The organism is Pseudoalteromonas sp. SG43-6 (assembly GCF_014164365.1).
GTDB lineage: Bacteria > Pseudomonadota > Gammaproteobacteria > Enterobacterales > Alteromonadaceae > Pseudoalteromonas > Pseudoalteromonas rhizosphaerae.
Genome location: NZ_JACJEZ010000055.1, coordinates 14264 through 35052, shown reverse-complemented (window position 1 = coordinate 35052; position 20789 = coordinate 14264). Strand labels below are relative to the sequence as shown.

16 protein-coding genes are annotated in these 20789 nt (G+C 40.0%); 15 read left to right on the top strand and 1 reads right to left on the bottom strand.

Features of this window, described 5'->3' with window-relative positions; genetic code table 11:
- Window positions 1–1494, bottom strand: a 1494-nt coding sequence (locus tag H5201_RS18910) for a type VI secretion system Vgr family protein (RefSeq protein WP_182768136.1), incomplete at its 3' end; no start/stop codon positions are given.
- Window positions 1495–1808: 314 nt separating this feature from the next.
- Between H5201_RS18910 and H5201_RS18905 the strand changes: the two genes are divergently transcribed.
- The 15 genes from H5201_RS18905 to tssH all read left to right on the top strand — a co-directional run bounded on the left by H5201_RS18905 (window position 1809) and on the right by tssH (window position 20762).
- A complete protein-coding gene (locus H5201_RS18905; protein ID WP_182730837.1) occupies window positions 1809–2228 on the top strand; it encodes a hypothetical protein in 420 nt (139 codons plus the stop codon).
- A gap of 34 nt (window positions 2229–2262) precedes the next feature.
- The gene (gene tssJ / locus H5201_RS18900; protein ID WP_145242499.1) at window positions 2263–2730 is read left to right on the top strand and encodes a type VI secretion system lipoprotein TssJ; all 468 of its coding nucleotides are present in this window, start codon (window positions 2263–2265) and stop codon (window positions 2728–2730) included.
- Complete coding sequence (tssK, locus tag H5201_RS18895) at window positions 2730–4070, top strand: type VI secretion system baseplate subunit TssK (protein WP_182740570.1); 1341 nt, start codon at window positions 2730–2732, stop codon at window positions 4068–4070. The genes tssJ and tssK overlap by 1 nt, the downstream gene beginning before the upstream one ends.
- 10 nt (window positions 4071–4080) lie before the next feature.
- Window positions 4081–4806 (top strand): type IVB secretion system protein IcmH/DotU, encoded by a 726-nt coding sequence (gene icmH, locus H5201_RS18890; protein WP_257326852.1) that lies wholly within the window; start codon window positions 4081–4083, stop codon window positions 4804–4806.
- 9 nt (window positions 4807–4815) lie between these two features.
- Window positions 4816–8532, top strand: a complete 3717-nt coding sequence (tssM, locus tag H5201_RS18885; RefSeq protein WP_182785201.1) for a type VI secretion system membrane subunit TssM — start codon at window positions 4816–4818, stop codon at window positions 8530–8532.
- Between the two features lie 8 nt (window positions 8533–8540).
- Complete coding sequence (tagF, locus tag H5201_RS18880) at window positions 8541–9533, top strand: type VI secretion system-associated protein TagF (protein ID WP_145242493.1); 993 nt, start codon at window positions 8541–8543, stop codon at window positions 9531–9533.
- Complete coding sequence (locus H5201_RS18875; RefSeq protein WP_145242491.1) at window positions 9530–11089, top strand: TssA family type VI secretion system protein; 1560 nt, start codon at window positions 9530–9532, stop codon at window positions 11087–11089. The genes tagF and H5201_RS18875 overlap by 4 nt, the downstream gene beginning before the upstream one ends.
- 64 nt (window positions 11090–11153) lie before the next feature.
- On the top strand, window positions 11154–11675 hold the full coding sequence (gene tssB / locus H5201_RS18870) for a type VI secretion system contractile sheath small subunit (protein WP_145242489.1): 522 nt from the start codon (window positions 11154–11156) through the stop codon (window positions 11673–11675).
- A gap of 10 nt (window positions 11676–11685) precedes the next feature.
- The gene (gene tssC, locus H5201_RS18865; protein WP_145242487.1) at window positions 11686–13212 is read left to right on the top strand and encodes a type VI secretion system contractile sheath large subunit; all 1527 of its coding nucleotides are present in this window, start codon (window positions 11686–11688) and stop codon (window positions 13210–13212) included.
- Between the two features lie 464 nt (window positions 13213–13676).
- Window positions 13677–14180 carry a hypothetical protein gene (locus H5201_RS18860; protein ID WP_182719400.1) on the top strand — a complete coding sequence of 168 codons (504 nt, stop codon included), beginning with the start codon at window positions 13677–13679 and terminating at the stop codon, window positions 14178–14180.
- 145 nt (window positions 14181–14325) lie between these two features.
- Window positions 14326–14811: an Hcp family type VI secretion system effector gene (locus H5201_RS18855; RefSeq protein WP_007584479.1), complete on the top strand. Its 486-nt coding sequence runs from the start codon at window positions 14326–14328 to the stop codon at window positions 14809–14811.
- 54 nt (window positions 14812–14865) lie between these two features.
- Window positions 14866–15273 (top strand): type VI secretion system baseplate subunit TssE, encoded by a 408-nt coding sequence (gene tssE / locus H5201_RS18850; RefSeq protein WP_145242485.1) that lies wholly within the window; start codon window positions 14866–14868, stop codon window positions 15271–15273.
- 24 nt (window positions 15274–15297) lie between these two features.
- Window positions 15298–17016, top strand: a complete 1719-nt coding sequence (gene tssF / locus H5201_RS18845) for a type VI secretion system baseplate subunit TssF (RefSeq protein ID WP_182762097.1) — start codon at window positions 15298–15300, stop codon at window positions 17014–17016.
- Window positions 17013–17996 (top strand): type VI secretion system baseplate subunit TssG, encoded by a 984-nt coding sequence (gene tssG, locus H5201_RS18840; protein ID WP_220491355.1) that lies wholly within the window; start codon window positions 17013–17015, stop codon window positions 17994–17996. The genes tssF and tssG overlap by 4 nt, the downstream gene beginning before the upstream one ends.
- A 27-nt stretch (window positions 17997–18023) precedes the next feature.
- Complete coding sequence (gene tssH / locus H5201_RS18835; protein WP_182719401.1) at window positions 18024–20762, top strand: type VI secretion system ATPase TssH; 2739 nt, start codon at window positions 18024–18026, stop codon at window positions 20760–20762.
- The last annotated feature ends 27 nt before the right edge of the window (window positions 20763–20789 follow it).

The window sequence follows — 20789 nt, the reverse complement described above, 5'->3', positions numbered from 1 at the left end:
TTCTATGAATTGGCGGCCAGACTGTTTGGCGTTTAGCTCAAAGTAATGTTCACTGGCAAGGGTTTGTAAAATAACTTTTGGCTCATTGTCGTCATCATCAAATAGTAGTTCGTTGTGGGCTGCGGTTAATAATCGGTTATGCGTTGGATTGGCGGCGGTTACTACGCTTGGTTGATCGCTATTTAGTGCAAAGCCCATAATGTAGGCGTGATTAGGGTCGTTGTTAATACAGCCTATTAGTACCTCTGAACCACCGACGAGTGGAAAGTGCCATCCAGTGGCCTGAGGTTGGTTTTGGCATGCATACAGCGCTAACTTTTGCAAAGCAGGGCTTGACTGCGTTAGTGGTCTGGCATTTTTGTCAAAATCAACGCGGGCTCGATATTGCCCGTTGTCATCAATAAATGCATTGCCGGTCAGTGATTCTACTTTCGCAGGAAATACCATCGGTTTTGCTTGATGGGGAATAGGGAGTGGCTTAAATGGTGTTCCTCGTTCAATGAATTGCGCTTTACAACTGTATTTAGAGAGCCCTTCATGGCTACTTTCGTCACTTGGTTGCTCGCTGTAGTGCTCGACTGCGATACAGAGTAAGTCACCACTGCTACCAATACCGGTGTTATCACTTAATGAAATCGAACATCCCGCAAATAAATCACATACGTTACCAGTTAAGCTAATAACTTTATTTAAACTTGCTAGTGCATTACTAAAATTTTGTGCTTGATTAGTTGCGGCGGATTGCGATAACGCGCAGGGTTCAAAGAATGATTGGCTATTGCTGGCAACGGTATTAAATTGCCCATAGGCTGCACTGTTTGCAGTATTGTTATAAATAGACTCAGTAAGTTGAGCATGCATAAAGCCAACAAATTGCTCTCTGTGTTGGTTATTCATTCCAGCGCTACTGGTAACTTCTAAAACGCCGCGCTCAAGGTAGGGACTATTTAAATTACTGTCGCTTATCACCAGTATTTCAGCCGAGTCCTTGCTTTCAAACCAATAAAATAAACCATAGGAAGCCAGTAAACGATGAAAAAACTGCCAATTACTTTCCATTGCTTGTACACACTGAGACATATCAGCAAACGGTTGGGTAACTCTGAAATCTACTTGACCTTGAGAGTATCCGGCTTGTGATGCTAGGTAGTGTAAAACATCTTTTAAATTAACGCCGATAAATACTTTGCTATCTGAGGTGTTTTTTAGCGTACTCAATCGATCTTTTATGACGATATGATAGCGACGCTTGTTGTTGAATAACCCAAGATCGGTGCTTTGTGTTATGAGGCCAGCTTGGTGGCGATAGTAATTGTCTTTATTTACAAATGTAATTAAGGCCGACTGTAATAGTAAATCGTTTAAAGGCTCATCAGTGAGGGTGTCGAAAATCAGGTCAAACTCAAAGCTTTTATTTAAGCGTTCAATCCCTTTTACCTGAGTTACGTTCATTGTTTTGTCATTAATATCTAACAATAATCGTGATTGAGACATTTCCTTGTCCTTTGGCTACCTTGGTCGATAATGCGTGTAAAAATACACATTACTCTAACGATAATCAATAAAATATTTGTAATTAACGATATTTAGAGTATATGTAAATAGGTTCATAATATGTTCATTTTTAAAATTATATGGTGTTGCTGTTTTTGTTTGGAACAACTTTATTTGATAAATAGTTGTGTTTTTGCACTGGATTCAGTTGACATTTTAACAACTATGTTTGTATCATGCGCTAATTCTAAGGACTGAAGAATTACCGCGTTAGTGCACCTTTAAGCTGACTAAGTTAAATCAAGGATGATGAAATGAGAAAAAAAGATTTTATAAATCAGGTTGATAGCCTTTACTCCTTGGCTTGGTCTCTAACCTGCAACATCTCCTCTTTACTAGATCAAACAGGTATTCCTGCGCATCGTGTTTTTTCTGAATCCGTTATAGATCAGTTTTTCTTCTTTTTGAATAATCCTCCAAAGAACGATGGAAACATTATTTTAATTAATGAAAATATATCTAGTTATATTCAAGAGTTAATAGTTTTAAATTCTAAATTAATATCTTCAATCGATCATGTTGTCATCAAGTCTCTAGCTGTTGAAAATCAAGAAAATAAAAGTTCAGGCTTTTTTTCTAGAATTTTAAATGGCAATCGCTGGTCCGATTGTGCGTCAGTGCGTTTTAATAGGGTTATTTGCCCTGTTTATGAAGAGATCCTTTGTAAAAACTGAATAATCAATTTTAAAATATCTAATGAGGTATTAAATGCGTTTTGCAATAAATAAAGTAATCTTAGCTGTGCTGTTAATGTCACTCACTGCGTGCATGAGCACTAATGTAGAGTTAGACATTACAGCAACAGATAATTTAAATTTAAATCAGTTTGATGAAGCACTTCCAGTGGTTCTCAGAGTGTATCAATTGTCTGATATTCAGAGCTTTAAAACAGCAACGTTTGAAGAACTTTGGAAGTCAGATAAATCAGTATTAGCAAATTCATTGATCACGTTAGAAGAACGCACTATTAATCCTGCTGAAAAAACAACGATCGCTTTTGAACAAGCTGAAAATGCTCGTTTTGTGGCAATTGTTGCGTTATTTAGAGATCGCCAAGGAGATAAATGGAAAACGTATTATCAACTAGGTGATGGTCCGGTTAAATTATCGACTGCATTAGATGTGCTGATCACAAATAATGAAGTGCAGTTGCCTGACGTGGATGAGGCACAGTAATGAGTACTAAAGCCCCCGTAAAACCCGTCTGGGCTGAAGGTGTATTATTAGCACAACACCATTTTCAGTTATTTGATGAGTATCATGAGCAAAATCAAATTGTAAGACAGCGACTTATTTCTCCATTGGTGTTTGGTATCCAGCATCTTGCAATTGATGAGTCAGCGTTATCGCGTGGGCTATTAAAAATTACTAGCTTCAAATTGTTACTTGAAAATGGTCGATTACTTGATTTTGATCGCCAACAACATGACGAATTAAAGCTGGAATTAGATCCTAACCTAGATGAAGTGATTATTTACATCGCGATTGCTGCCAATAAAATCGTTAGTAATATTGAGGGTTATGCAACAACCGGTCAGCTCAGTGCCTATCATGCAGACTATATTGAATTAAATGATGATCATGATGCTGCACGTAATCGTGAAGTGCTGATAGCGCACCCTAAATTTATATTATTAACAGATAGTGATGTAAAAACTTATTTTGATACTTTAGCGTGTTTGAAAATAGTCCGCGCAGAAGACGGCTCTTTTGTTGTTAATAAACACTTTGTACCACCACTGTTAAATATCAGTGCTTCGGTATATTTAACTGAGCTATTAAATCGCACCGCAAATTTAGTGAATGCGAAAGTCAATGTGTTGCTTAGTCGCAGGAAAAACTTTGGTTCAGTGACTGACTTTGGTCCAAACGAGATGAATAGCTTTTTATTACTTAATGCGATGGCACCTTCAGCAAAGCGGTTGGATCATTTAAAAAGTTTGTCATTAGTTCATCCAGAGCGTTTGTACTGTGAATTGGTTGATTTGATCAGCTCTGTATCGATGTTTGAACACAGTGATTTAGTAAACCAAGTCCCTCCTTATCAGCATAAACAACTCAGCCATGTATTTGGTAAGTTAGATGAGTTGCTAACTAAGCTACTTGAAGGTGTTGTGCCTAAGAAAATGGCTGGCCTTAAACTTGAAAAAGTTTCCAATGCTATTCATCAGGTTGCGACTATTGACTCAGCAATTTTTGAGCATAACGACTTTTATCTAGCGGTTTATTTTGAAGCTGAGGATACCAAGTGGATTGAAACATTTAGCGACCAAGTTAAAGTTGGCGCAACTGAAAAACTCGATATTATGATTTCATCAGCCCTTGCAGGTGTTCAGCTAACTCACTGCCAACGGCCGCCAAATAAATTAGCAATAAAGAGTGGATATGAATATTTCCGTCTTGAATCACATGGTTACATTTGGCAGCAAATAATCGAAGAGCAGTCGTTAAGTTTATTTATTCCATTTGGTTTGCAAGCTGCGCAAATCGAAATAGTTACTGTCGCACGCAATTAAGTTAGGTGAAATGATGCAACAACAATCACAACAACAAGATTTAATCGCCTGTATATCACCGGTTATAAATGCGTTATCGCCATTAAAGCTCAAGCAATCAACCGATCTTGAGCTGAACGATTTTCGTGATCAGTTATTAAATAGTTTTGATGAGTTTGAGCGTAATTGTTATGCCCAACAAGTGACGACTAGTGTGATGCAAGAAGTAAAATTTGCTCTTACTGCAATGTGCGATGAGTTTGTAATGAGCTCCGGAGCGCATTTTCGTATGGACTGGATGTCACGACCGCTGCAGTTAGAGTTTTTTGGCAATAACCGTGCAGGTGAAGAGTTTTTTGAGCGTTTAGCGACTTTGCGTACTGGCGGTGAAAATAAATTTGCGGCGTTAGAAGTGTACTATATTTGTTTGCAATTGGGTTTTGAAGGTATCTATAAAGTTAAAGGAATAGAACAGCTTAAAGCTTTGATAGTTGACATTCGTGCACAAATTGAAGATGTCAAAGGCACGCCTAATGCACTGCTTTCTGATAATGGCGTACCTGCTGAAGGGTTTGCTATGAAAGTCGGTCGTAATGTCCCTTATTGGGTTATCCTGTCGATTTGTTTAGGCTCAATCGCTTCCCTATTTGCAGGCTTTCATTTTGTGATCAACAAGCAGGCTACACAGAGTACGCAAACCATAAGTAATCAGGTGGAAGTACTCACTCAATTGAATAAAACCAACGAGACACGATAAGGCAATACCATGCAAGGAAGAGTAAATAAAAGTGGCCTAGTGCATTTTTTACTGGGCTTAGTGTCATCTCGCGCCACAGGACAGTTGATCGGTCTAATTGCAGTGCTGAGCATTGTTTGGTTTGCTGGGCGCATGGTGGGCTTAGACACGACTGATAAAAAGCTGATTGCTATGGGAGCAGTTACGGCGGTATTCATTTTATTTATTTTTACTCGTTGGTTATGGACTAAGCGTTCTGGCGATAAGTTAGCTTCTGAACTTGCAAATCACAATGCGGGCTCAAGTGCTGAGCTTGATGAAATAAAAGAAAAAATGCAAGAAGCGTTAGGCTCATTAAAAGCATCGCACTTAGGCGCTGGCTATCGTGGTAATACCGCTCTTTATGCACTACCTTGGTATATGATCATTGGTCCATCAGCGACCGGTAAAAGTACTTTATTTGCTAACTCTGGATTACATTTTCCGTATTCAAACTCTAGCGAACTGCATATTCAAGGTTTTGGTGGCACACGTAACTGTGATTGGTGGTTTTCAGATCAAGCGATCTTAATTGACACCGCAGGACGTTACACAACTGAGCAATCAGAAAACAAAGAGTGGTTATCATTTTTAAATTTACTGAAAAAGTACCGCCCAAAATTACCTATCAATGGCGTAATGGTCGCAATTAGTGTAGCTGATGTTTTAACCTCTGACAGTGAAGAAATTCGCCAGCATGTAAAGTTAGTCCGTGAACGTATTGAAGAGTTGATCACGCAACTAGGTGTTATTTTCCCTGTTTATATCACTTTCACAAAAACCGATTTAATTAGTGGCTTTGAACCTTTTTTTAATGACTTATCTGAAAAAGAGCGCGAGCAAGTGTGGGGCGCATATTTACTTGATATTAGTGAAGATCAAAAAACCGATCCGGCTGAAATGTTCGAGCTCAGAATGGATGAATTATACGAACGTTTGTGCCAGCAACGTTTAAGTAAAGTGGCCCGTGAACGAAATGAGCATCGTAAACAGTTGATCCTTGATTTTCCTAATCAGTTTAAATCGGCCTCAACAAAACTAACCGAATTTGTAAACTTGCTATTTAAAGCGAATCCGTACCAAGAAGTTCCTTGGTTTGCAGGCGTGTATTTTACCTCAGGTACACAAGAGGGCACACCAATTGAGCGAATCACCAACGGTGTACGCGATCAATTTGGCGCGGTTGTGGTTGAACAAAAACAAGAAACAATCACCCAAAGCTATTTTATTAATCGCGTTTTTAATGATGTTGTTTTTAAACTACAAGATTTAACTCGGGGTAATCGTAAAAAGCGCCTAGTTGGGCGTTGGTTAAAAGGTTTAACTGTAACCACGGGGCTTGCCTCAATAGCGGCGATTACAGCGTTATTGATTACCTCATACACCAGTAATCAGTTATTGCTTAACCAAGGCGAAGCACGCGTGAAAGCGGTGGTTGAAGTTAATGTAAATAAGGCGAAGGCGGATCAAAAGCTAGCTGCAACACTTGCATTATTTGAGCATTATCAGGAGCTTGTAAGTTATGAAAAAAGCTTACCTTGGTATTTTATTTTTGGTATTTACGAAGGTGACGAAACAACTCAAAGTGTCGCGAATGTATTATTTAACCAGTTAAACCAATTGATCACACTTCCTGCTGAAAAACAGGTGTTAGCACAATTAAAACAGTATGAAAGTCGTTGGAACTCTGATGAGCCGGAGTCACGCGTAGGTATTCGACAACCTTATTACGAAGCACTTAAATTACATTTAATGCTAAGCACACACCCCGAACATAAAAATGATGAATTTGCTAAACAGCAGCTACTTAGTTTTATTAGTAATCACTTTAATATTGATTTAACAGCGCAACAAGATACACCCATTTATAGTCAATTAACTGCGTTGTTAGATGTGTACTTAGCTAATTTAGGTACTGATCTAGAGCATCCTGGGAAGATTAATTTTTGGCAAGCAAATGAAACCGCAATTTATACTGCGCGCGAAAGTTTAAATACTCAACCTGAAGCTGAGCCTCTGTATAAGCAAGTGATAACAAGCTTTGCTGAGCGCAAAAAAGCATTACAGCTTAATCAGTTTATGTCGGCTAATAACCGTGATGTATTAAAAAGTAGCTATGCAATTCCTTATGTATATACCAATGCTGGTTGGCAAGAATATGTATATCCTGAAATTAAACGTATTTCACGTTTAGTGTTCTCAGGCGATTGGGTTATGGGCACCAGTAATGACGAAGGGCAAAATGCTGTAGATGAAGCACAAGCTGAGTCCTTAGCCAAAGCAATGCGTGCTTATTACTTTAAGGATTACGGTAATACTTGGTTCGAATTCTTAAATAGTATTCAAGTCCCAGCGTTTAGAGACTTAAACGATGCAAGTATTGATTTTGCTCGCCTTTCATCAAACGATGGCCCATTGATAGATTTAATGATGCTGGTGAACAATAACATAATGGTTGCTGACGAACCTTCAGCCGTTACCGCGAATAATGACAAAATTGCGACCTTAGTTGCCGGTGCTGCCGACGTTGCGCAGAAAAAAGCAGCAAAAGGAAAGCTAGCTAAACAAGCTATGAACAGCCCTGATTTTTCACAAATGAGTACGGTTAGAGCGCCAGAGCTGGAATCTCGCTTTGCTGATTTACGCCGTTTTACACAAAACGATGATAATAAGCGCAGTTCTGATTACATGGGCCAGTACATTAGTTCATTAAGCAGCATCCACTCAGACATAAAAACGATGGCGGCGAGTAATGAAGATGATGGCCAAGCTATGATTTTTGTCCAAGATTTACTCTCAGGTAATAATCAAACCAATGCTTTGCAGTCTTCATGGATCATCATTGAAAGCCAAACACGTGCTTTAGACCCACAAACAAAAGAAACGTTGGATACTCTTTTCAAAGCGCCTTTACAAGCGGGTATAGCCACAATTATGGCCAAAGCACGAAGCCAGTTAAATGAAGAGTGGGAAAACCAAGTTTATACAATGTACAGCAACAGCATCGCAGGAAAGTACCCATTTAACCTAAATGGACCTGATGCCGCGATTGCTGATGTGTCGGAGTTTTTAAACACTGAGTCGGGCATATTATGGAACTTTACTAACACTCAACTGAAACCTTTTATGAAAGTACGTCGTGGCGTATGGGAAGAAAAACAGTGGAATGGTGTTGGTATTGGCTTTAGTAAAGAATTACTCGATGGTTTAACAAAAGCAAATAAAGTAACACGTTCACTATTTACTAGTGGCGCAGATTCTGCGGGCTTTAATTTTCAGATGATGCCAGTACCACAAAGAGGCATTCGTGAAACTTATTTAGGCTTTTCAGAGCAAGGTTATCGCTATCGTAATGAGCCGGAGGAGTGGCGTAACTTTTCTTGGCCTGGTCGTGGTGCTGCAGAAAAAGCGATTCTTTATGGTTTAGATAATAAAGGCAATCGAATTTCGATTGAGCAAGATGGTCCGTGGGCGCTACTTAAAGTGCTTAATAATGCTAATGTAAAATGGATAAAAGGCACTGAGTTCTTAGCTACATGGGAACTAACCGATAAGTCAGAACAGCAATTAACAGTACAGTTTTCCTTAAAATCAGGGCGTAATAGCGGTATTTTCTCAAAATATATGCTGACTTCGTTTGCTTTACCGAACTCGTTGTTTTCGAAATCGCCGCAATATGCGCAGTCGAATAATAATTCGGTACAGTAGGGGCGGATATGTTTAATTTATTTTCTAAAAAGAAATCGCCGTTACTAGTAAAACAGTTTTCTTACGGTTATATGGGGAAAACACCAGTACGACCTGATTTTGTGAAGTTAAATATTTCATCGCGTGAATCAGTGGCATTTGATCATTGGTTACAAGAAGGATTTGCTCACCTTAATCGTGGTCGAAAGGCGAATAATGTTGCTGTACTTAATGGTGTTAAATCGTTGTTTTTTGTATCTGGGAACAGTGAAGACAGTAGTTTGCTTGGTATTTTACAACCAAGTAAAGATAGTAGTGGCCGTTTTTACCCTTTTAGCTCTTTTATACATAGCGGATTAGAAACTTATAAACGCCATCCAGCATTTTTGTTTTTATATGCTAGTCATGTGATTGAGCACTTAATTGGTGTGAATGATCGCATTAAAGAAGCGCCATCAATTGATGCGATGGCGGAACAAGCTCATGCTTATAACAAGGTTGCTGATGCGTTGAAGCAACAACCAAATTTAAATCAAGAGCTAGATAAACTGCGCATGATACCGATGAGTGTGCTGTGGCAGCATCTCCAGATGAATGATGTGCATAAGCGTGCTGTATTAATTGAAGAACTATCTGCAGTATTGAAGTCGATTGCAAATAGAGGCTGTCTACGCAGTCAATTTGGTATTCGTTTACCAATGCCACAGTTTAGTCATGAGAGCGCCTTGGTCGCTGGGTTTTGGCTGCATTTAATAGCATCTGTGGTTGCTGATCACAACTGGCAACCGTGGTTCTTTTATCAACTAGGATGTGAAGATCATGCGCCTAGTTTAACGGTGTTTTGTCGTCCTGTATCGGCATCCTATTTTAGCTCGATTTGGTTAAATGAAGACAAATCAACACAAATTATTGATTTGACGAATTTACCATTGAGCAAAGTGCCAAGTGACTACAGTATTAATTTTGCCGATATGGATAACGTAAGTGTATACGATGCACTAAGACGATGGTGTAAAGCATGAGTTTAAAGCAACCACATACTCACAATAGCTGGCAACTATGGCTGGATGAACTTGCTGCACCATTGCAAGGTTTGCCGTGTGGCGAAGATTTAAAATACGAAGAAACATTTAAAAGTCTCAAAGCATCTTCATCGGGTGTTGGTGAGGTTGATTTTAAAGTGATGTTTATTCAAGCAACTGACTTATTACAGAATAAGAGTAAAGATTTACGTATTGTTAGTTACTTATGCTTAGCTGCAACCAGTGAATTTGGGGTGCAGGGGTTAATTAGTTCAATCAAATTGTTTAATAAGATATTGGCTGATTTTAGCAACGACGTACACCCACTTAAAGAGCGCATGCGCAGTGCTGTAAATACCTGGTTTTTACAGCAACAAGAACGTCTAAAAGGGATTTCGCAAAGTCATTCGGCAACCGCAGAACAATGGGCTGAACTAGATGCGGTATTAACCGATTACAACCAACACTCAGTACCATTATTAGATAGTGAATCAGGTCCTTTATCTACTTTAAACGAGTGGACTGACGAGCAAATGAAACGCAACCCAGTTGCAAAGGCAGTCGAGCCGTCAGTTGTTAGTAAAGACGATACTGAACAAGCACCAAGCGACGGTACACCGGCAACAAATTCAACATCATCAGTGCACAGCTCTGTAAGTCAAGTTGCAAGTATTACGGTTGGTGATCTCAGCAGTGACACGGCTTATTTATCAGCTATTCGTGAATTACTGAATTTTGATAAAGAACAAAATAACATCGAGCGGGTGATTAAATTATCACGTGCTGCACGTTGGTCTGGGCTGAAAATACCGGCTAATGAAAATGGTAAAACACGCTTACCAGCACCAAGAGCTGCGGCTTTTGCACCGATTGAAAATGCACTTGCCAGTGAACAACCAGAGCAGGCACTCATGCTTGCTGAAGGCTTATTTATGGAAGGTGCGATGCAATTTAATCTCAACTTACAAATGTTGGTATTAAGTGCGTTAAAACAATTAAATAAAGGCAAGCTAAGTTACTGGCTTGAGCAGCAATTGATTAATTTAACTAGTCAGTTTCCGCTTTTAACTCATTTACAGTACGACGATGGCACAGGGTTATGCAGCCCAGCCAATAAAGAAACGTTACTTGAAATTAGCAATGCACAAACACCAGCAAGCAATAATTCGCAAGGCAATATTTTTGATGAACATTATAGCTTATTGGCTGATGAAGTAGTGCAAGGACAACTCAGTGCTGCGCTTAGCAAGGTTGAGCAATTAAGTACCCCTACCGGGTTTGACCAATCACAAAGCCAATTATTAAAAGCCAAGTTGTTACTTAAAGCGGAGCATTATGAACACGCTTTGGCAATTTTAACCGAATTACTTGAGCAAATTGAAACTTTTCAATTAGCGAAGTGGCAACAACATTTTTGCATGGAAGTATGGCGTTTTGCCAAACAATGTTACGCCAATCTGTCGTTGGCAGAAAGTGATGAAATGAGTTTAGCTGCTAAGCAAATTAGTCAGCGAATGATGGTAACCAATCCGGCTCAAGCAATAGCTTGGATTTAGTTACAAGAGCCTGACTAATGGGTCGAGGTTAATTGGAATTGATACAAACTGCAAAGGAAGAAACATGACAGATACATTTCAAAAAGAGATCCCAAGAGCTCGGATCAATATCTCTTTAGAGCTTGATACGGATGGCGCATCGCAAAAAAGCGAATTGCCACTAAAAATGCTGGTAATTGGTGATTACTCTAATGGTTTAAATACCCAAGACCTTGCTGAGCGTGAACGCGTAACAATCAATAAAAATAATATTGAGCAAGTGTTAAAAGATATGGCACCAAAGGCAAACTTTCAAGTTGCTAATAAGATCAAAGGCGATGGCGAGATCAACGTGAATTTACAGTTTGATTCGTTTAAATCGTTTGATCCAGAATCAGTTGCTTCACAGGTACCTGAGTTAAATAAAATGATGGCAATGCGTAACTTACTGCGTGACTTGAAATCGAATCTTTTGGATAACTCATCATTACGTAAAGAACTAGAGCGGGTATTACAAAACCAGCCAGAACTTGATGAGTTAAAAGCTAAGCTGGATGAAATTGCCCCGCTTGCTTCTGAAGACGAAAAACACCCAGTTACTGAATAAGGACGTTACCATGTCAATGCAAGAACAATTAAACGTTGCAGCTCATTCAATTGAGCAAGCTCCGGTATCAACCTACGAAAGCCTTTGTAACTTGGTCGATATTGCCCCAGTTGCAGATGAGATCAAATTAGACACTTTTCGTGATGCCAGCAACCTTGCTGAAACCCGTGCGAATGAGCGTTTAACAGCGGCAATCAATGTATTTTTAGATATGGCTGGCAGCAGCGGCCAAGAAGTTACGCGTATCGATAAGTTGTTGTTAGATGACTATATTGCGAAAGTTGATACGATTATCTCACAGCAGTTAGACCAGATTTTACATAATCCAAACTTCCAAAAAATGGAATCAGCTTGGCGTTCATTACGTTATTTAATTAATCGCACGCCAAACAATGCCAACATCAAAATCGAAATGCTCGACGTTGATAAAGAAACCCTGCGTGATGACTTTGAAGAAGCGCCTGATACCACGCAATCAGCATTGTACAAGCATGTTTATACCTCAGATTACGACACCCCAGGTGGCGAACCGGTATCGACTATGGTATCGAACTTTGAGTTTGATTGTTCAGCGCCAGATGTTTCATTACTACAAGAAATTTCACGCGTATCAGCTGCGGCGCACTGCCCATTTATGGGCAGCGTAGGACCTAAGTTTTTCTTGAAAGACTCACTTGATGAAGTATCTAAAATTCAAGATATTGGTTCGTACATGGAGCGTGCTGAATTTTTACGTTGGAAAAACTTCCGTGAATCAGAAGATTCACGCTATATCGGCCTAGCGTTCCCACGTTTCTTATTGCGCTTACCGTATGGTGAAACTAATCCACTGCGTAACTTTAACTACCAAGAAGATGTAAACAGTGAACACCATGAGCGCTATTTATGGGGTAACGCAACGTTTGCTTTTGCCGCCAATATTATTCGCAGTTTCCATGATAATGGTTGGGCAGTTAACATTCGTGGCCCACAGTCGGGCGGTAAAGTTGAGAATTTACCACTTCATTCATTCGAAGCAGGTAAAGGCTCAGAAACTAAGATCCCAACAGAAGTATTGATCTCAGAGACTAAAGAGCTTGAATTTGCTAACCAAGGGTTTATTCCACTTAGTTATTATAAAAATTCAGACTTTGCGTGTTTCTTCTCAGCTAATAGTGCGCAAAAGCCACAAGTGCTTGAAACGCCAGAAGCAACCTCAAACGCACGTATTAACTCGCGTTTACCGTATATCTTCTTAGTATCGCGCATTGCGCATTACTTAAAAGTGTTACAACGTGAAAACATAGGTTCTAGCAAACCACGCCACGAATTAGAGCAGCAGCTTAATGATTGGTTAGGTGCGTTAGTTACGAAAATGAACAACCCAGATGAGTCGTTAATTGCAACGCACCCATTAAAAGATGCCAAAGTGACTGTTGCTGAAATTCCGGGTAACCCTGGTTATTACCGCGTTAGTACTTACATAGTGCCGCATTTCCAAGTGGAAGGTATTGATGTGCGTTTGGCATTAGTAGGGCAGATGCCTGGCGAAAAATGAACTGCCAAGCCGCCGATGAAACGCATTTAACGCAGGCTTTTAAAGTGTAAATACGTCAATTTGGTGAGTAGCTGGTTGGTGTAAAAATGTAGATGGAAAAAATTGCCCCAAGTTGGTTGCATCCAACTTGGGGCATTAAAAGGAGTTTACAAATGAAGTGTCCAAATATTAGTGGATTGGAGTTTTCTAAAAAAATCTAGAGTATTTAGATAAAGCTAGAGAGCTCACTAAACATACTGATCAACTTACAAAAGCGCTGAGCTTCGGTAGTCTAGCTGCAATTTTTGTAGGTAATGGGGCCTTGGTTGCACAATTTAATATATCTAATACAGATTTTGCCCTGATGGCTGAATCGTTATCCTCGGTGTCAAAAATTAAAAGATATGAATTACAAAAAATTTCATATAGTGCGTATAGAAATAGTAGTTCATATAAAGAGCGAGAATTTTGGAAGGCGATGATAAATGGTTGTAAAAATGATTAAAATGGTCTGTTTACTCAGTTTGCTTTTGGCTTGTATAGCCAACGCAATAGCCAGTGATAATAAAGTGTTTTTTGCAAAGCAAAAGCTACAGGTAGCAACAATCGCATTTGAAAAGCAGATGGATAAATGTTTTTCAAATGCGAAGAAAATAAGCAGCACTGAATTACAAATCGATGGTATTAGCTTAGAAATGACAAAGACTGCTATTGATTATATGCATTATTCTGCGCTGAGTGCTTGTATGAAAATTCAGTACGAAAGCTATTTAAAAGCAGCTTATTTTTACAAAGCAGTTACGCCGAGCAAGGTGAAGAACGATATTGATAGTTTTGTTTCAAGTACTTGGGTATCTGAATTAGACGCAGAGTATAAGTTTAAGCAATTACCTAAAAGTGTACAGCAACATTTCGAAAAGTTAGCTGTTTTGCAAACTCCATTTGACGCGATGTCGCTAATACTAGAGTTAGATAATCCGTCTTTGTAAAAAATTGCCCCAAGTTGGTTGCATCCAACTTGGGACATGTTCCCCAGTGGCATGAAGCAGAGGGCTTTTTGGGGGGCATAAACATGGTTGTTTATGCCAATGCCAACTAACAGGAAACACTTCATTCTAAAAGGAGAATAATGAAATGGCAATTCCAGCGTATATGTGGTTAAAGGATGACCAAGGTAATGACATCAAAGGTTCTGTAACTGTTGCAGAGCGTGAAGGTTCAATTGAGATCCTACACTTTGATCATGAACTTCGCATTCCTACAGATAACGACACGGGTGAACTTACAGGTACACGTAAGCATGAACCGTTTGTAATTACTAAAGCGGTAGATGCAGCTACACCGTATCTGTATAAAGCGTGCTCGAACGGTCAAACACTTAAGCAACTTGAGCTTAAATGGTACCGTATCGATGACACAGGGACTGAGCGTGAGTATTTCTGCCACAAGTTGGAAGATGTAAAAATTACGTCAATCTCACCAACAATGCACAACGTAAAAGACTTAGACAAGGAGCGTTATCCGCACCTTGAAACAGTATGTTTACGTTATAAGCGCATTACTTGGACATACCTTGATGGCAACATCGAGTTCTCTGACTCTTGGACTGAAGGTCGATAAGTCGGAATTTTTAAAGGATATGCGCAAGCATATCCTTTTATCAGAGGTAAGTTCATGGCGTTATTCGATTTTTTAACTCAACCTGTCATTCGTAATGGACATCAAGGTTTTCAGACTGATGAGCAAAATAGTGTCTGTAACCATCTTAATGAGCTGCTTAATGCTCGCCGTGGGGTGTTAAAGCATTTGGCTGATTATGGTTTGCCCGATGTTGAAGATATTTACGAAGGTTTGCCTTATTCGCAACATACTTTGGCGTTTGAGGTTAAAAAATTGATTGAGAAATATGAGCCAAGAGTGCGTTATGCCAATGTTATTCCAATGGAAATACGTGAAGAAAATTGCGTGATCCGACTGGATATTCAAGCATTTCTAACCAGTGGCCAATGTATTAAGTTAAACACGCGGTTTGAATCAGGCGGTAAGGCTGATGTAATGCAGCACGCTAAAAATGGTGATTAATATTTCAATGAAAAGGATATTTTAATGCAGCAATATTTTGATGCTCAAATGCGTTTATTAACGCAGGCCGGTAAACAGTTTGCACAACATTATCCTGAGCATGCGGGCATGTTAAATATTGATGCCTTAAAAGATCGCGACCCGCATATCGAGCGTTTACTCGAAGGTATGGCGTATTTAACTGCGCACACACAAAAACGCTTGGATGAATCAGTACCAGAAGTGTCAGAGCAAGTGCTGCGTCAATTATGTCCTATTCTGCTTAGTTATTACCCTTCGAGTACGGTAGTGAAATTTAGCCCTAAGCTGGCAATGCAAAAGACTCACATGATTGAAAAGGGTCTCACATTAAAAGCAGATAATACGGTAGTTGATCATAAAAATATTACTTTTACCACCACGCATAATCTAACAGTAGCACCATTCGATGTTGAGCATGTGCGCTATCAAGAATCACATTTAGGTGCAGAGCTGCGCATTGGTTTACGTTTTGTATGCCAAGGTGAGCGTAAAAATTATGACTTATCAAACTTGCAGTTTTATTTACGCGGCGATACCCCGTTATGTAGCTCTTTATTTAAGCTGCTGCAAACGGCAGAGAAACATGCTGAACTTGATTTTGGCCCTGCGCATTTTGAGCATAATAAAAAGCTTAAAGTAAAAGGTTGCAGTGCCAGTTATTTAAATATTGATGGGGCTCTTTTACCGAGTGCTGAGCAAAGCCATCCAGGCTATGCATTATTATTAGATTACTTTAATGCCAAAGATCGTTTTTACTTTTTAACTTTTACAGGTTTGCAAGACGTTGAGTTTGCAGATCATATAGACCGCTTTGAAATAGTTTTTCGTGGCTCAAGTAAATTACCACCCGGACACCAATTATCCCGTGAAAACCTACTTATAAACTGCGTGCCTGCAATTAATTTATTTTCCCAAGCGGCAGAGCCAATCAGAATCGAACCCAATCGTACCGACTATATGATCACCGCAGATCAAAATCGTACCGATCATATTTTCAGTTACACCGTCGATTCGGTAATGGGGCGCAACTCGCTCAGTGGTAAAACCTATGATTATACACCTCGTTATCAAAGTGTATTTGAAGATGAGAAAAAGCTATTTACCGTATTAACTAAAGATGTGGGTGCAGCTGCGCCAACTCATTACTTACAGTTGCCTTTCAATCTAAATGATGAAAAAGAAACACTATCTGTTGATTTAACTGCTTTTAATGCAGGCTGGCCTCGGCAACTACTGCAAGAAGGTGATTTAAATATTGGCGGGCGCGATATGCCAAGTATTGCCGAGGTTGAGAATGTTATTAGGCCTACTAATTATTTACCGTGCCCAGATCAACCAAAACATTGGCAGCTGATCAGCTTACTTAATGTTAAGTTTTCCCAAATAACTCAAGTAACCGAGCTTAAACGTTTATTAGTGCTATTTGATTGGTCGCAAAAAGCTGAGAATCGCTTGCGTATTGAGAGCATTCAAAAAATAACGGCTACTCCGATCAGCCAAATAAAGCGTGGAATTTTTATTAAAGGCGTAGATGTATTAATTGATATCGATGAAAGTAAGTTTGTGTGCGATGCCGATCTTTATCATTTTTGTAATATGTTGCACCAATTCTTTTTAATGTACGCACCAATTAATGAAAGTGTGCAGACTCGCGTTAATGCTATTCCTAGCTATAAAACCTGGTGTTGGGATATTGAGCCGGGCAAGAGTTATCAATTATGAGTGTGCATGAACCAGCCATAAAGCATCCCGTTTGGGCTAAATTGCCCAAACCGATTGAGCAATTAATTGCTAAGCCTTGGCAGTTTAATTTATTTAAAGCGATGAGCTTAATTGAAAAGCATTGGGCAACGCCTCACGAACTTGACAAAGGCATTAGTGAGCGGGTGATGTTTAAGCCCTATAAAGAGCTTGGCTTTCCAGCAACCGATGTACGTGCGTGTAGCTTAGATAACCAAGGACGCGGGCGACTCAGTTTATCAACGTCATTCTTGGGTTTGTATGGGGTTGATGCGCCGATGCCACATTACCTGTTAGAGCAAGCAGCAAGTGATGACGAAAGTGGTGACAGGGTTCGGCAATTTTTAGATATGTTTAATCATATTTTATATTGCCAACTTTTTCAGGCGTGGAAAAAGTCACAAATCAATGTTGCAGGACGTGGTGCAGATCAATTTGATCATTTAATAGAAGCCATTTTATCTACAAAAACAGATCAAAAAGTACAATGCGGCATTGCCAGCTTAAAACAAACCAGTGCAGCAGGCTTAACTCAATTACTGAAACATACACTTGCAGTGAAAGAGCTGCATGTTGACGATACCCGCGCTAATTGGCAAACAATTGATGCCCCAAGTACATTTGGTGATGATGCCCAGATGGTACTCGGTGGTTCTGCGGTATTAGGTAGCAAAGTATTAGTAAGTGGCAGTATTTTAACAATTGCCATCGGCCCTGTAGACAGTGAAACTGCCATTAGTTTGAACCCTTTGCATGAGCAAGGTAAAAAAATGGCGGCGTTATTAAGCACTCACTTACCAAATAATGTGCAGTGGTTATGCCAAATCAAAGTGGCTAACGAAGCTGTAGAGCAACAGGCAATCGGTGTGTCACCGTTAATACTTGGACACAACAGTTATTTAGGTAGTGCTGCGGCAAACACAACCGTACACAGCTATACCCATCTTCAATATCAACATTAGTAAGAAACCAGATTTAAGGACAAAACAATGGATGCAAAAGGCATTAAACAACTTATCGACAAGCTAAATGGCCATACCGCGACCGCGCTTGAGTCTGCTGCAGGGTTTGCTAGCAGTCGTAGTCATTTTGAAGTGCTGCCTGAACACTTACTAATTAAGTTGATGGAAGAGGGCAGTAGTGGCGATTTAGAACAAATATTTCACTTTTTTAATATTAATCAAGATGCGGTATGGCATGAGTTGCTTGACTTTTTAAATCGCCAACCTGCGGGTAACCAAAGTAAGCCGGTGTTTTCTCGTCGTTTATATGAATGGTTAGAACGCGCATGGTTGAGCGCTAATGTGCAGCATAAAAGTGATTGGATCAACGGTGCTGCATTGCTTGATGCACTCACGGAGCTATTACCTTATAGCCCTGTGCTTCAATTACCAGCGTTGCTAGATAAAATTGACTCACGCTTTTTAGCCGAAAACCTCGATAAAATTTGTCAAAACTCAAGCGAGCGTTTAAACCCACAGGCAAAAACAGCTCAGCAAACGCAAAATAATGGCCAAAGTGAAGGTGGCGGCGCGCTTGATGAATATTGTGAAGATTTAACCGAAAAAGCTAAGCAAGGAAAAATTGATCCTGTACTCGGGCGAAACGACGAGATACGCATGATGGTGGATGTGTTATGTCGTCGTCGTAAAAACAACCCGATTTTAGTGGGTGATCCGGGAGTCGGTAAAACCGCCGTAGTAGAAGGTTTTGCACAGCGTATTATTGATGGTCAAGTACCTGATGAATTAAAAGGTGTGCGTTTATTAGTCTTAGACATGGGCTTATTACAAGCTGGCGCAGGTGTTAAAGGCGAGTTTGAGCGCCGTTTAAAAACAGTAATTGACGAAGTTAAAAACTCAACCACGCCGATCATTATGTTTATTGATGAAGCACACACCTTAATTGGTGCGGGTGGCGATGCCGGTATGAGCGATGCGGCTAATTTATTAAAACCCGCTCTTGCCAGAGGTGAATTACGCACAGTGGCAGCAACCACCTGGAGTGAGTATAAAAAGTACTTTGAGCGTGATGCCGCATTAGAGCGTCGTTTTCAACTGATCAAAGTCGATGAGCCAACGGAGCAAGCTGCGCAACTTATGCTAGCGGGTTTAAAAGATAAATATCAGCAACATCATAATATCCAAATTACCGATGATGCCATTGAAGCGGCTGTTGTATTGTCAGCTCGTTATATAACAGGCCGCCAATTGCCAGATAAAGCAATTGACGTACTTGATACAGCAGCAGCTCGCGTCAGAATGTCGTTTGCAACTGATCCTGCGGCAATTGAATCTGAGCGAGAGCATATAAATTATTTACAAACTCGGATTGCCAGTATTGCCAGTGAAAGCGAGCAAGGTTTAGCTGTCGATATGGATAAGTTATTGTACTTACAGCAAGAGTTAAATACTGCACAAGATAAACTTGCTGCATTAACCAGTGCTCGTGAGTCACAAATTGCCACTTTAAGCCAGATCAACGAGTTTAAACAAGCAACCAATGCAAGCGAACAAGACAGTGCTGCACTACTTAGCTTGCGCCAAACTTTAAAAGAGCAAAACAGTCAAGATAATGGCTTATTTAGCGAAGTAGATGCTGATGCAGTGGCACAAATAATTTCTCAGTGGACCGGTGTACCTGTTGGTGCCATGGTTAAAGATCAGATCAGTAACCTCATTAATTTAGAAACGGCAATTGGTCAAGAAGTGATCGGGCAGCAAGCGGGTATGGCAAAAATTGCGCAAGCATTACGTGTCAGCAAAGCGGGGATCAGTAATGAACAAGGACCGTTAGGGGTCTTTTTACTTGCCGGACCCTCCGGTGTTGGTAAAACTGAAACAGCCCGCTGTTTAGCTAAGCAATTGTTTGGTGGCGAGAAGTTCTTAACCACTATCAATATGAGTGAATATCAAGAGTCGCATACAGTATCGCAGCTTAAAGGTTCACCTCCTGGTTATGTAGGTTACGGTGAAGGCGGTGTATTAACTGAAGCGGTAAGACAGCGCCCATACTCAGTAATTTTGCTTGATGAAGTAGAAAAAGCGCATAAAGATGTGCTTAACATGTTTTATCAAGTATTTGAACGCGGCAATATGCGTGATGGTGAAGGCCGTGAAATTGACTTCAAAAACACCGTGATCATCATGACGTCTAACTTAGGTTCAGCAGAGCTAATTGATGCATGCACACCACCAACAGTGATCGATTTGAGTCCAGAGCAAGACGATGATGTAGAACAACCGACTGAGCAGCAGCAAGCCATTAATGACGCACTCAATCCAACGGATGCACCGATTAATGAAGATGGTAGCCCATGGCAAGTGCCGTCAATTGGTGCGTTAAGTGAATTAATTAAGCCACAGTTACTACAATTCTTCGCACCAGCTTTACTTGCACGCATGCAAGTAGTGCCTTATTTAGCGCTTGATCAAGATGCACTGCAAGCAATTGTTAGTTTAAAACTAGAAGCGATTGCTAAGCGTCTTGCTACAAATCATAAAATGCAACTGCGTGTTGATGCAAGTGTATTGAGTAAGTTAACTCAGCAATGCCAGCTTTCAGACAGCGGTGCTCGGATGGTAAATGCAGTCATTGAAAGACAAATTTTACCGGGAATTGCTAAATCTATTTTGGAATATATGGCGCAAGAAGATATGCCAGATATTTTAACGTTAACGGTTGATGAGCAAGACGAAATCACCGCAATATTTGCCGATAACGCCTAATTTAATAGATAAAAAAGGATTGAAAAT